This window comes from Bacillus sp. PDNC022 (assembly GCF_016919285.1).
Classification (GTDB): Bacteria; Bacillota; Bacilli; order Bacillales; family Bacillaceae; genus Bacillus; species Bacillus safensis.
Genome location: NZ_CP070345.1, coordinates 895,841 through 908,475 on the forward strand (window position 1 = coordinate 895,841; position 12,635 = coordinate 908,475).

At 42.3% G+C, this 12,635-nt stretch carries 14 protein-coding genes; 5 read left to right on the top strand and 9 right to left on the bottom strand.

Translation table 11 applies throughout. The annotated features are described in order from the left end of the window. Window positions 1-14: 14 nt before the first annotated feature. Window positions 15-1,034 carry an LLM class flavin-dependent oxidoreductase gene (locus JVX94_RS04720; protein ID WP_095408734.1) on the top strand — a complete coding sequence of 340 codons (1,020 nt, stop codon included), beginning with the start codon at window positions 15-17 and terminating at the stop codon, window positions 1,032-1,034. A 38-nt stretch (window positions 1,035-1,072) separates the two neighbouring features. Here the strand turns inward: JVX94_RS04720 and JVX94_RS04725 are convergent, their stop codons facing one another. Continuing rightward, window positions 1,073-1,669: an acetate uptake transporter gene (locus tag JVX94_RS04725; RefSeq protein ID WP_205185507.1), complete on the bottom strand. Its 597-nt coding sequence runs from the start codon at window positions 1,667-1,669 to the stop codon at window positions 1,073-1,075. A gap of 167 nt (window positions 1,670-1,836) precedes the next feature. Here JVX94_RS04725 and JVX94_RS04730 point away from each other — a divergent pair, with 167 nt between their 5' ends. Continuing rightward, the gene (locus JVX94_RS04730) at window positions 1,837-2,658 is read left to right on the top strand and encodes a uroporphyrinogen-III synthase (protein ID WP_205184699.1); all 822 of its coding nucleotides are present in this window, start codon (window positions 1,837-1,839) and stop codon (window positions 2,656-2,658) included. Window positions 2,659-2,696: 38 nt separating this feature from the next. Here JVX94_RS04730 and uptA read toward each other — a convergent pair whose 3' ends face one another. Genes uptA through JVX94_RS04745 form a run of 3 tightly spaced genes read right to left on the bottom strand, consistent with a single transcriptional unit; the run spans window position 2,697 to window position 4,646 of the window. Continuing rightward, on the bottom strand, window positions 2,697-3,299 hold the full coding sequence (gene uptA, locus JVX94_RS04735; RefSeq protein WP_034284052.1) for an undecaprenyl phosphate transporter UptA: 603 nt from the start codon (window positions 3,297-3,299) through the stop codon (window positions 2,697-2,699). 53 nt (window positions 3,300-3,352) lie between these two features. Then, complete coding sequence (gene galU / locus JVX94_RS04740; RefSeq protein ID WP_095408732.1) at window positions 3,353-4,234, bottom strand: UTP--glucose-1-phosphate uridylyltransferase GalU; 882 nt, start codon at window positions 4,232-4,234, stop codon at window positions 3,353-3,355. Window positions 4,235-4,238: 4 nt separating this feature from the next. Next, on the bottom strand, window positions 4,239-4,646 hold the full coding sequence (locus JVX94_RS04745; RefSeq protein WP_223250988.1) for a GtrA family protein: 408 nt from the start codon (window positions 4,644-4,646) through the stop codon (window positions 4,239-4,241). 167 nt (window positions 4,647-4,813) lie between these two features. Between JVX94_RS04745 and JVX94_RS04750 the strand changes: the two genes are divergently transcribed. From JVX94_RS04750 to JVX94_RS19525, 3 genes are all read left to right on the top strand, one after another. Then, window positions 4,814-5,044 (top strand): excisionase family DNA-binding protein, encoded by a 231-nt coding sequence (locus JVX94_RS04750; protein WP_039179160.1) that lies wholly within the window; start codon window positions 4,814-4,816, stop codon window positions 5,042-5,044. 105 nt (window positions 5,045-5,149) lie between these two features. Beyond that, window positions 5,150-5,464 carry a hypothetical protein gene (locus JVX94_RS19520; protein ID WP_223250987.1) on the top strand — a complete coding sequence of 105 codons (315 nt, stop codon included), beginning with the start codon at window positions 5,150-5,152 and terminating at the stop codon, window positions 5,462-5,464. Window positions 5,465-5,656: 192 nt separating this feature from the next. Beyond that, complete coding sequence (locus tag JVX94_RS19525) at window positions 5,657-5,923, top strand: hypothetical protein (protein WP_223250986.1); 267 nt, start codon at window positions 5,657-5,659, stop codon at window positions 5,921-5,923. 181 nt (window positions 5,924-6,104) lie between these two features. On the opposite strand, the gene JVX94_RS04760 is transcribed toward JVX94_RS19525, so the two are convergent. The 5 genes from JVX94_RS04760 to glcD all read right to left on the bottom strand — a co-directional run bounded on the left by JVX94_RS04760 (window position 6,105) and on the right by glcD (window position 12,621). Beyond that, entirely contained in the window at window positions 6,105-7,205 is a 1,101-nt protein-coding gene (locus tag JVX94_RS04760; protein WP_203129935.1) for a Ger(x)C family spore germination protein, read from the bottom strand. Further along, complete coding sequence (locus JVX94_RS04765; RefSeq protein ID WP_205184702.1) at window positions 7,202-8,302, bottom strand: GerAB/ArcD/ProY family transporter; 1,101 nt, start codon at window positions 8,300-8,302, stop codon at window positions 7,202-7,204. Before JVX94_RS04765 ends, JVX94_RS04760 begins: the two co-directional genes overlap by 4 nt. Window positions 8,303-8,314: 12 nt before the next feature. Continuing rightward, window positions 8,315-9,799, bottom strand: coding sequence for a spore germination protein (locus JVX94_RS04770; protein ID WP_205184704.1), 1,485 nt, complete (start codon window positions 9,797-9,799; stop codon window positions 8,315-8,317). 72 nt (window positions 9,800-9,871) lie between these two features. After that, entirely contained in the window at window positions 9,872-11,215 is a 1,344-nt protein-coding gene (locus JVX94_RS04775; protein ID WP_205184706.1) for a (Fe-S)-binding protein, read from the bottom strand. After that, window positions 11,212-12,621 carry a glycolate oxidase subunit GlcD gene (glcD, locus tag JVX94_RS04780; RefSeq protein ID WP_205184708.1) on the bottom strand — a complete coding sequence of 470 codons (1,410 nt, stop codon included), beginning with the start codon at window positions 12,619-12,621 and terminating at the stop codon, window positions 11,212-11,214. The genes JVX94_RS04775 and glcD overlap by 4 nt, the downstream gene beginning before the upstream one ends. Window positions 12,622-12,635: the final 14 nt, after the last annotated feature.

A 12,635-nucleotide genomic window follows, 5' to 3' on the forward strand; every position in this document is an offset into this window, starting at 1 on the left:
TGGGGACATCATTTATGAGTCAATCAGTTTTACACGGCAAAGCCTATTCCGTTTTAAATTTATCCTCTGTGACAGAAGGAGGTACCATTAAAGAATCTTTTGAGCGTAGTATGGATTTAGCAAAGAAGGCGGAGAAGTGGGGCTATCATAGATACTGGCTGGCAGAACACCATAACATGGAAGGGGTTGCGAGCTCTGCAACGTCCGTTTTAATTGGATATATTGCGGGAGGAACCGAAAAAATTCGAGTAGGGTCTGGTGGGATTATGCTGCCAAACCACTCTTCACTTGTCATTGCTGAACAATTTGGCACACTTGAAACATTGTATCCGGGGAGAATTGATTTAGGTCTTGGTAGAGCACCAGGGACAGATCAGTTAACAGCAAGAGCGCTTAGACGTAATCTTCATAACGGAGAAGATTTCCCAGAGCAGCTTGAAGAACTTCGTCAATATTTCAAGCCGACTGGTCAGGTTAAAAAACATGTAAGAGCTGTTCCAGGAGAAGGTCTGGACATTCCAATTTGGCTCCTTGGTTCAAGTGGTTTTAGCGCCAGACTTGCAGGAGAACTTGGATTGCCATTTGCCTTTGCAGCACATTTCTCACCTAAAAATACAATTCCCGCGTTAGAGTTGTACAGACAGTCGTTTAGACCTTCTGATGTGTTAAAAGAGCCTTATGCCATGGTCGGTGTGACGGTTTTTGCTGCAGATCAAACAGAGCGGGCTGAATACTTGGCAACCTCTCATTATCAGCGCTTTTTAAGTCTCATTCGCAACACACCAGGAAAACTGAAGGCGCCTGTCGACAGCATGGACGGTCTTTGGAGCCCATATGAAAAGGCGATGGTGGATGAACAATTAAGTTCAACCATGATCGGGGATAAAGAAAAGGTGAAAAAAGAATTAGAAGCCTTTGTTGAAGCTACTCAAGCAGATGAATTAATGATTAATTCGGATATGTTTGATCATCAAGAAAGAATGCGATCGTATGAAATAATCGGAGAGATCTTTCAAGAGGCACAAGAAAAATAAACATAAAAAAAGAACTGCACAGAGCAGTTCTTTTTTATTTATGCTTTTGTAAAAATGCGAAATGGTTGTCCGATTGGCAGAACAATACGACCAAAATGTGTATTAAGGACAACAGCTGCAGAACCATAAAATGAAAGCAGGGAAATGATCAATTCTGCAATACCTGCCATGGTATGAGTCACATCGTACATCACACCAAAAGTGCTAAGGGAAAGACCAATGAATAAGAAATCAATAAAGACGAAAATCAAAAATAACACTTTATGTGTTTCCATTGCACCAATCGTCATAAACAAGCTGAAAATCAAATAACCAACAAACGCAAAACCTAGCTGTTTTGGATCTGCTGCTCCCGCAAGCGTTTTCCCAAAAACGCCGGCTTGAATGAGCCAAGTCGTTCCAACACCCATCCAGAAAAGACCGAATGCGCCAAAGGCAGTGGCTCCAAAAATATTATGATGCTTTGAATCTTGTATGGACGCGATCAGCTGCGCGATTCCTCCAAGGAAGATAGCCCAAGGTAAAATAAGGGAAGTGCCATCTGTGATTCCTAGTTTTTGTGAGGACGCAACGAGCGTCACCATTGCTAAACCAAACAAACCAAGTGGTGTTGGGTCTGCAATTGATAATCGAATTGCTTGAACATTCTGTTTTTTCCATAATGACCTCCTACAATTTGCACTTACAAAAGATACTCGAATTCGATAGAAACGTCAAGCTCTTTTTTAGTAGACACTTGCATCGTCTTCCAAATAAATCTATATTTAATACATATCAAATGTGATAGAAAAAGAGGGATAAAATGAGTAAAGGCTTATCTGGAAAAACGATTGCTATTTGTGGAACGAGAAAAACAGAAGAAATGCGTATACTTGTCGAAAAGCAAGGAGGACAAGCCGTTATTCGCTCTCTTCAAGGAACCGTATTTTTAGCCAAAGAGGAATTAAAGCCAGGCATAGAGACCTTTGTGAAACAAGGGGCCGACTGGGTGATCTTGACAACAGGCATCGGTACAGATACATTGATTGAGAGTGCAGAAGAGCTGCAGCTTGGTAAAGAATTTATGAACATTCTATCAAATGCACATATTGCATCAAGAGGGTACAAAACCTTTGCTGCGTTGAAAAAACGCGGAATTCAGCCAGAGGTCTCTGATGAAGACGGAACGGTTCGTGACTTGATTTCAAAGCTTGAAGACAAGGAATTTCAAGGAAAACGCGTGATGGTGCAGCTTCATGGTGAAAATGCACCAGCTCTCATTCAGTTTTTACGTGACAAGGGGGCAGATGTTTTGCCGCTTTTACCATATCAGCACACACCACCTGAACCAGAGGCTGCTGAAACGCTTCTTCAAGAAATGAAAGATGGACAAGTTCATGCTGTCTGTTTTACAACCGCTGTCCAGGTTCACGCCTTTTTCAAACTAGCCGCAGATTGGGGCAGAAAAGAAGAATTGCAATCATTATTCGAGCAGGACGTACTGGCGGTAGCTGTCGGGAAAGTCACTGCTGAAGCTTTAAAAGAAGAGGGAATAGACCGAATTCTTGCCCCGTCACTTGAGAGAATGGGTGCAATGATAATTGAGCTATCCCGATATATGGAAAAACAATCAGCACACTCATAAAAAAACGCCTTTCACCAGATCAGTGAAAGGCGTTTTTGTTAGATTGTCCGTTTTCGATTCGTCCGAATTTTTTTGAGTACAAAGTAGAGAACAATCAGGACGATGGCAATGACCATAATAGGGGTTGTATAAGCATGAGCAACACTTTGAATATGATCCCATTTTGTCCCAAGCTGCATGCCAAGATAAATAAATAAGATGGACCAAGGAATGGCAGCTAATCCTGTCAAGAAAACAAATTTCAAAAAAGGCATCTTGGCAATACCCGCTGGAATCGAGATGGCATGGCGGACAACAGGGATAAAGCGTGCGGTAAACACTACACCGGTTCCATACCGGTCAAACCAGCGCTCTGCAGTCGCGATATGATGTTCATGGATGAATAAATACTTTCCATACTTTGTTAAAAAAGGCCTTCCGCCGTACAGACCGATCCAGTAAATAAAACACTGGGCGAGTGTACCTCCAATGACGCCGGCAATAACAGCTCCAACAAAACCAATTGTGCCTGTTGACACCATATATCCGCCGTAGGCAAGTACAATTTCACTCGGAATGATTTCAATCATCAGCCCTAGTGCTACACCTACATAACCAAGGCTTGTCAGCCAGGTTAAAATTTCATTAAAAAAAGTTCCCATTCATTTCACTCTGCCTTTAAATACGAATTTTCTTCAAGCATCCTTATAAGAGCCTATGCTTGTTTTGCTTCTCTCATGAGTATGCTTTGCATATATGCTAGCATGGCTGGCCGCATATCATGACGCATTAATCCAATTTCAGCCGCTGCCTTAAATGAGCCCAGCTTATCACCAACGTCAAATCTCATCCCATCTAATTGTTTAGCATAAATGGGTGATTCATGTGCAATGATTTTCAGCGCATCTGTCAGCTGAATTTCGTTCCCAGCACCTCTCTCGATTCCTTGTAGAATAGGAAAAATCGATGGTGTTAACAGATACCTGCCCATCACGGCTAAATCGGAAGGAGCTTCATGAATAGCTGGCTTTTCCACTAAGTCTGTGACTTCAAACACTTGACCATCTACTCTAGCTGGTCTTATCATACCATACTTACTGACATCTAGACGATCCACTTGCTGGACGCCAATGACCTCTCTTTGTTTGTCTTCAAAGACTTCCATGAGCTGAGAGAGTGCAGGTCTTTCTGACACCATGACATCATCACCTAAAAGGACCGCAAAAGGATCATTGCCAGTAAAATGACGTGCACATAATACCGCATGTCCAAGACCTAAAGGCTCCTTTTGACGAATATAATGAATATTGGCCATATCCGCAATATGTTTGATTTCAGCCAGCTGTTCATTTTTTCCTTTTTCAAGCAACGTGTGTTCTAGCTCAAACGAACGGTCAAAGTGATCTTCAATCGATTTTTTATTTCTTCCTGTGATAATTAGTATATCTTCAATGCCTGATTGAACAGCCTCCTCAACTATGTATTGAATGGCGGGTTTGTCGATAATAGGCAGCATTTCCTTTGGCTGTGCTTTCGTTGCGGGTAAAAAACGTGTGCCTAATCCGGCTGCTGGTATAACGGCTTTTTTGATATTCATTGAATCATCGCTCCATTTCTGATGGTTTATTTTCTGATGGAAAAACCCATAGGCGGCTTCCAGTAAAAGTGATCATCATGCCAAGAAGGGTACCAATCGCTTTACTAATGAATAATGAGAAACCTGCTTTCTGCATGACATATAAGACAACATAGGTGAGGAGGCACGCTGCGCCGTTGACTGTGGCCCACTTGATCCATTCCCACTTGTCAGCTTTCTTTTTCACTTGGAACGTCCATTTTCGATTCCAAACATAACTGTTCAGCATTCCTGCGGTATAGGACAAGCACTGTGCAAGAAAAGAGGGAACAAAGCAAGCAGTTAAAAAAAAGAAGAACAGAAAGTCAATCATCGTATTGCTAGCGCCTACAGTTAAAAATGCGGCATAGGTCCGAATATTTTTCTTTGCCATGCGAAGGATCATCACCTCCTAGTGTTTGAGTGGGTGTATGAATACTGTACAAAAGCGAGTTGACGAATCAGTGAAGAAAAGATGAAATAAACATGAACAAGCGATATCTGTTTTTTCACCAGCTCGTGATATAATTTGTAAGATGAAACGAACGGTGGTGCACATACATGTATTTAACAATCGCAGAAACGGCTGAATACTTGGAAGTATCAGAAGCGTATATTGAAAAATTAATCCAGCAAAAAAAGATCCGTTACGTCTTTGACGGGGAATCTTATCTCATTTATCAAGGGCAGTTTCAAACGCATTTAAAGCAGCTCGAACAATATAAAGAGCTCGTCCAAGAGATCTTAAATGAACCGATTCCAGAAGACCCCGATGTAAAGGATGAAGATTAGAATATCTTTTCAATTGATTCAACATGGATTAATGGCCGTGGGTGATAGATAGAATAATCTCTATTTGAAAGAAGCAGAATGACCATTCATTAGCAGTAAAAGCAAGTGAAAATAAAGGGGACAACTACTTTATGTGAAGCCTGTCAAAAAAACGAAATGAATGTTGTAGAAGGGTCTGATGAACCGAAACAGCCTTTTCAATTATGCCAGCAATGCCACGAAAGACTACTCACCTATTCATTACGGCCTATTGAATGGTATAACCTAGCTATTCTCCATTCTCCTAAACAATTTTTACTGCACGATGATTTTTATGGGGAGGACGGACAGGCTTTTCAATTAGAGGAGGAAGTCATCATCACCAAAAGCGAGAAAGCACCAACATTACAAGCCGTTAGGCAGATTTGGAGTCTTTATTAGACTTTTCAATCACTAGGTGGTTTCTTGAGGATGATGTCATCGACGTTCTGAAACAGCACGATCAGCAAAAAATCTTGGCTTCTATTAAAAGTAGATTTTATGAAACGGAGCATGCCGAAGTGAAATCACGAATGATTAGAAATCGCGGCTGATGTTCTAGATACATTTGCCGCTGAATGGGTGAGGGAACTTTTGGATCAGACGGACGAAGAATTCCATTATCCACTTTCATGGGCAGCAGCCAGCAGTTTGCCAGAAGATGAGGGATTACATCATATATTAGAAAAATTGAAATCGATCAGTGAAAAAGAATGGCCGCTAGAGGCTTTTATTTGCCTGCACCGTTTCCGTTCAGTGGGGAAGGCTGGCAGCCGTCAGCTGCCCAACCTGGGAGAGAATGAAATCTTGGCTGAACAAAGGAAGACCTTTCTGCTTAATTGCACTAGATACAATGGCTAACTGTGCAAAAGGGAATAGGCCGGCCCTAGTGGAACAATATTCACCTAAAATCCTTAAAACTGATAAAAATGAAGTAGATAAGATTTTACATGATGTTAATCAAAAAGATCAGGTTCCACGAGTGAAAATGAAAGTGTCCAACATCTTGGAGAACAAGCAAGACATATTTGAATAAGCCTTTTTATTGGCTGACTCCGGTTTGAACAATCTTCATGTGGCATTTAACTTGTACATCTGCATCAGGATAAATTTCTTGCCATTTTTCTGGTGTCAAAGCTTTGTCTTTTGCTCTATACCTAAGGCCAAGTCCAAGCGGGTCTATATTTTGCTTTTTAAAGGATTGAACAAGGTCTTGTCCTTGCTTTGTGACACGTTTTTCAACTTCTTTTTCAACATGGTCCAATATAGATGGCTTATCAATTTTTTTGGACTTCATGAATTCTTTTAATTCACCTTTCAGTTTGATATCAATCATGATCTGAGGCTTCTTTGTTAGGTTTTCCGTTGGTTTGATTCGGTAAGACACATGGGATTTGATATTTTCAATGACGACATGGGTCTTTGCATGATCAGCCAATTGAAACTCGTAGATGCCATTCTTATGGTTTTCAATCATCGCTTTAAATGTGAACGTGTCTTTTCCGGGGATATGACCGACCATTTTTTCATGATCAAACAGAGCGACTCCTGTGATCTTGATGCCATTACTTGTTTTCTTGATGTAGGGGAGATATGCATCGACCCCTTTTGCCAGCATCTGATTCATAAAAATATGCTGATTGGTGACAGGTTCATTGCCATTTCGCATATTTTGGGCCAGCAGATCAGAGAGATATACACCTATATTTAAGTTCGTTTGATTCATTTTTGTGTATAATAACTCTTCAACTTCTCCGCCTACAATGGCAAACACTTGGCGTGAACCAATGATAGGATCACGATAAATGTAATTCATTAAATCGATCATGCCGACTTCTTTTGCTAACTTTTCACTGACTAAAATAACAAGCACCTGGCCCATGACTACTGGGAAAGGTGATTCTTCTGACACGAGAAACTGAATATTACTAATGGTGTTTGACCTCGCGCTTAATATTTGATAACTTCCTTGCTCTTGACTTTTAAAGACAGGGAAGACAAAGAAGCCCTTCATTTCTCCATCTTCCACTAAATCAAATCCTGCCGCCTGAGAGATATTTAATTCATCTAAAAGGCGGGGCTCTGCACAGCTGGTTAACAAAAGACTACACAACATGAGACCCGAGAGTATATAACGTTTCATGCTCGTTTTTTCACCCTCCTTTTTTTCAGCATCAGTGCAATGACCATACAGACAATCAATCCATAGATCAGAATGAATCCGCTAAATTCCACCCATTGATTAAAGGTTTCAAAAGAAGTTGCACTGGCAAAAAACGAAAACATGATCAGAATGAGGATGCTGAGCCCGATGAACGTGACGCGCTGGCTCGTATGAAGCACTTGTTTTGCCATTCGGCTCGCAGCCCATAATGGAATCGTGATATTTGGAATGATCAAAAACAGCCAAAGAGACACTTCAATAAATTCAAAGCGCTGGATAAACGGAAGCTTCACAATGCTTGTTAACGTTAGCGTCGGCCATTTTGTTAATTTGAGCTGAGCACTTGAGTAATACGCTATAGAGACGAGAAAAGTGAGTAAGTTTAAGCATGTCGTAAATAATGCCCCCATGTGAGCAAATTTTTGAGATGTCTGAGCTTGTTTAATAAAGGGATAATAGACAAGCAGCGTGCCAAAACCAAACATGGATAAGGATGCATCTTTGATTCCCACTAGCAGCTGCGAAAATGTATGATCAAACATTGGGAACATGAAACGAAGGTGACTATATTTCATGGCATAAAAACAAATAAACGTCATCCAATACGTCAGTACAATGCTAAAAAATGCCCACCCAGCAATGGTTCTAAAGCCGCCGGTATGAATGTAATACACAAGCAGCAGCAGTACAGATGCAAACAAAAGACCAGGAATTTCTTTAAACAGCCATACATGGATTACATCCATATAATGGATGATGACGGTCAGCGACAAAGAAGCAAAATATAAGATATAAAGAATGTTGAATAATTGCCCAATCCATTTGCCAAATACATATTGCGTAATTTCACCAAATTCATCCGAAGGTGCCTTTTTAAACATCAAGTACATGAGAAAGATCATCACATTGACGCTCATGCCAGAAATCAAAATAGCGATCCATCCATCGTTATTGATAGAACGAACAAGGTTTGTTTGAAAGTTTAAAATGCCGACACCGACTTGATTGGCATTGATGAGAAAAAACACAAAATAAGGGGATACTTGAAATTTCTCTTTGACAGAAGAAGAGCTCATGCCTTCACTTCCTTATTCATAAAAATCATTTTTCCCCTTGCGGCCTTGCTTCGGCTTAGAGCGGTGGATGGTTTCATTTTGCGGACGTAAATTTTCCGGCCTTTTGTTCAAAAAACGGAGCTGAGGACGAATCAAACTGCCCTTTAAATCAGCAAGGCGCATTGGAAAAATAGGCTCTAAATACGGCCGGCCAATAGAGGTTAATTTCATTAAATGGGTGAGAAGAAAAGAGCCCATCACAGCAATACCTAATGCGCCCCAAACCTGTGCTGCAACTAAAAAAGGAAATCTCAGCAGCCGAATGGCACTGCCCATTTTGTAAATAGGGGTGACAAATGAGGCGAGAGCAGACAAGGCAACAATAATGAGTAAAATATTGCTCGTTAAGCCTGCTGCTACAGCAGCCTGTCCAATGACAATCCCTCCAACAATCCCGAGCGTCTGACCGACTTTAGCTGGGAGCCTTGAACCTGCTTCTCTTAGTAATTCAATCGAAATCTCTAAAAATAGTGCCTCAATGATCGGAGGAAATGGCACCAGATAGCGCGAGGAGACAATGGTTTCTAATAAATCCTTTGGGATCAGTTCATAATGAAAGGTTAAAACGGCGACATATAAAGGTGTCGCAAAAATGGAAAATATCACAGCAAATATGCGTAACAGCCTAAAGCAAGAAGCCGCAATCCATGACATATTGTAGTCTTCCATAGTGGAAAAATACTCAAGTAAAATAGTTGGGGCAAGCAAGACATGAGGCGAGCCATCCACTAATATGGCAATTTTCCCTTCTGATAAACCTGAAGACACGCGGTCGGGTCTTTCTGTATTCAAAAACAACGGAAAAATCGTGTTGGACACATCATAAAGCATTTGAGCGAGGTAATTCGCATCTAAAATCTGATCATAATCAACGTCCTCAATTCGCTGAAGAACGGTTTCGATATTTTGCGGGTTAGCGATATCTTCAATATATAGCACGGCAACTTTTGTTTGAGAGAGCGTACCAACCTTCTTTTCCTCAACTTTCAAGTTAGGCGTCGGCAGCCGCCGCCTGACCAAATTTAAATTGGTATCTAAAACCTCCACAAATGCTTCCTGTGCACTGATAATGCCAAATTCAATCTCAGGCGGACCTACTTGTCTGCCTTTCTTTTCTTCAATCGGCAAAAGAAGCGTTTTGCCCCAGTCTGTCTCAAGTCTAATGGCAATACTGCCCCGGTGAAGGGCTTGTTCCACTTTTTGAAGATCGCTCGTGATCACAGCCTGCTCAATGGGAATTCGTTCTTTCAGCTCTTCAAGAGTGGGTGTCAGGTGCAGTTGTTTGAGGGAGGGGAGAATTTGTTCATGTAGAAGATGTCCATTAATTAAAGATCGAAAAAAGGAAATCCTATACAGGAAATCTCCATTTCGAGACAGCTCATTTGTAAAATCAGCAGAACGTGACAATGCTTCAAATACTGAATTCGGGTCCTTTTGTTGTTTGTTTTTCTTCAGCATTTGAACCAGCTCCTTCCGTGATTTGCCTCTATTATCTAACCAATTGTTTGAAGATATGCATAAAAAAAGCGTTCAGCTTGTTGGGCTGGACGCTTTTTTTCCATATTGAACGGCTTCTAATAATAAATCAGCTAAATGGACGGCGCGCATGCTCGGTGAGTGCCCTGAGCGTTTGATGCCTGCTGCCATTTGCAGCTGACAGCCTGGATTAGACGTAACGATGGCAGCGGCCTTTGTTTGAGTGGCTTCTGTCATTTTATGATCTAAAATTTGCATCGACATCTTTGGCTGCAAGATGTTGTAAATGCCAGCTGAGCCGCAGCAACGGCCCGAATCCTTCATTTCTTTAAATGATACACCTTGAATGGCCTTCATCAGCATCCTTGGTGCATGCTGTACACCCATTCCGTTCCGCAAATGACAAGAATCCTGATAGGTGATGACCTGCTCTGGCAAAGCAAGCGGCATGCGGCGGTGAAATTCGAGTTCCACTAAAATGTCTGATATATCCGTGATTTTCTTTGAGAAGGATTTACTTCGCTTTTGAAAATCCGGATCATCGCAAAGCAAATGATCGTAATCACTTAAAAAGGCACCACAACCGCCAGCATTCATGACTATGGCATCCGCATCTATCTCTTCAAATGCTTCTATATTCCGCTTTGCTAACTGTTTCGCTTGTTCTTTTTCACCGCTATGGCCATGGAGCGCTCCGCAGCACGTCTGAATAGGAGGGACGATAACGTCACAGCCTGCCAGCTGCAAAAGCTGGATGGTCGCTTCGTTTGTGCTGGAAAAAACGGTATCCATTAAACAGCCAGTAAAAAAGGCGACACGTTTTCTTGCTGGGCCAAGTGCTTTGTATTCCGTCAAACGGCTTTTCTGTTGAGGCGGCACCTTTGGAAGCGCCTGTTCCATCAGGCGTAAGTGCGGTGGAAGCACCTTCAGCATGCCAGTTTTGCGGGCAGCCGTTTGCAGACCAGATGTTTGATAATAGCGAAGAAGTCCTGCTGCTTTCCGCATTCGGCTTTGTGAAGGAAAGAGACCTTTAAACACGGCACGTCTTACAAGTTTGACAGGGATGGATTGTTTTTTGTGCTGCTGAATGATGTCTCTTGCATCCTCAAGTAACCGTCCATATTTGACGCCGGAAGGGCAAACCGGTTCACATGCACGGCAGCCAAGACAAAGATTCAGTGAATGCTCGACATCTTCATCTGGCTCAATGACGCCGTCTCTCACCGCCTTCATTAAAGCAATTCGGCCGCGGGGAGAGTGTGTTTCTTGCTGACCAGATTCAATATAAGTAGGGCAGGAAGGGAGGCAGAAGCCGCAGCGCATGCAATTGAGCAGCTCTTTTTCGTCCATTTGCTGCTGGAATGTTTGCTGAATCTCTGTTTGTTTAGAGGAACTCATGAAATCACCACCCGCTTTCTTGCGTCTTTTCCAAACACTTTATCAGGGTTCATGATATTTTCCGGATCAAGCGCTTGTTTAATCGCTTTCATTGCGGCAATGCCTTCTTTTTTAACCTTTAGTTCTAAGTAAGGGGCTTTCATAAGACCCACGCCATGTTCACCCGTAATGGTGCCGCCAAGTGAGACTGCTTTTTCAAAAATGGCCTGAAAGGCTTCCTCTACCCGCTTCATTTCTTCTTCATTTCTTGCATCTGCTGCACAAGTAGGATGCAAATTTCCATCACCTGCATGACCAAATGTACAGATTTTCACTTTGTACTCCTTCGCAATGTCTTCGATCGCCCGCACCATGCGGGCAATTTCAGACCTAGGGACTGTGGCATCTTCTAAAATGGTCGTCGGGCTTAACCGGGCGAGGGCAGATAAAGCGGATCGTCTCGCTGTTAAAAGTGCATTTGCCTCTTCTTCAGAATGAGCGATATTCACTTCTTTTGCACCGTGCTGCTGACAGACATTTGCAATTCGCTGCATATCTCGGGAAACTGCCTCAGGATGACCGTCCTGTTCGATTAACAGCACCGCTTGAACGTCAGTCGGCAAACCGATTTTTGCAAAGTCTTCAACGACTTCCAGAGTCGGCTGATCCATAAATTCTAATGTGGCAGGGATGATACGCTCTGCAATAATCGCCGACACTGAAGCGGCGGCTTCCTCTAGGCTTTCATATAAGCAAAGCATCGTTTGTTTTGTTTCTGGAAGCGGCAAAAGTTTCAGCGTGGCTTCTGTGACAATCCCAAGCGTTCCTTCTGAACCTACGAACAAACGGGTCATATCATATCCGGCAACGTCCTTTGCAAGTTTGCCGCCTGTTTTGATGATGTCACCGTTTGGGAGAACGACTTCAAGTCCAAGGACATAATCTCTTGTCACACCATATTTTAACCCCCGCAGACCACCTGAATTTTCATTAATATTTCCGCCTAATGTAGAGATTTTCATAGAGCTAGGATCAGGTGGATAGAAGAGGCCTTTCGCCTCTACTTGATGAATGAGTTGCTGTGTGATCAAACCAGGCTGTACCGTTGCTGTCAGGTTTTCTTCATCTATTTCTATTAATTGGTTCATTCTTGTAAACAGCATCACAAGTCCGCCTTGTGTGGGACATGTGCCTGCACAAAGGTTCGTTCCTGATCCTCTTGGCACGATCGGTATGTTGTATGAGGCGCAGAGCCGGACAATTTGCTGGATTTCCTCAGCCGTATGCGGGCTTACAATGACATCTGGCATATGCTGAAAATTCGGTGTTGCATCATAAGAGTAGGCAAGCCGATCGGCTTTACTGTCCTGCATGTAAGACGCACCAACAATCTTTTTTAATTGATTTAAAAATTCAGAATTTAACACACGCATTCAACTCC

Bases quoted from the DNA above. Each gene is read 5' to 3' on its own strand.
- JVX94_RS04720 (WP_095408734.1), top strand. From the start codon at position 15: ATGAGTCAATCAGTTTTACACGGCAAAGCCTATTCCGTTTTAAATTTA.
- JVX94_RS04730 (WP_205184699.1), top strand. From the start codon at position 1,837: ATGAGTAAAGGCTTATCTGGAAAAACGATTGCTATTTGTGGAACGAGA.
- uptA (WP_034284052.1), bottom strand. From the start codon at position 3,299: ATGGGAACTTTTTTTAATGAAATTTTAACCTGGCTGACAAGCCTTGGT.
- galU (WP_095408732.1), bottom strand. From the start codon at position 4,234: ATGAATATCAAAAAAGCCGTTATACCAGCAGCCGGATTAGGCACACGT.
- JVX94_RS04745 (WP_223250988.1), bottom strand. From the start codon at position 4,646: ATGGCAAAGAAAAATATTCGGACCTATGCCGCATTTTTAACTGTAGGC.
- JVX94_RS04750 (WP_039179160.1), top strand. From the start codon at position 4,814: ATGTATTTAACAATCGCAGAAACGGCTGAATACTTGGAAGTATCAGAA.
- JVX94_RS04760 (WP_203129935.1), bottom strand. From the start codon at position 7,205: ATGAAACGTTATATACTCTCGGGTCTCATGTTGTGTAGTCTTTTGTTA.
- JVX94_RS04765 (WP_205184702.1), bottom strand. From the start codon at position 8,302: ATGAGCTCTTCTTCTGTCAAAGAGAAATTTCAAGTATCCCCTTATTTT.
- JVX94_RS04770 (WP_205184704.1), bottom strand. From the start codon at position 9,799: ATGCTGAAGAAAAACAAACAACAAAAGGACCCGAATTCAGTATTTGAA.
- JVX94_RS04775 (WP_205184706.1), bottom strand. From the start codon at position 11,215: ATGAGTTCCTCTAAACAAACAGAGATTCAGCAAACATTCCAGCAGCAA.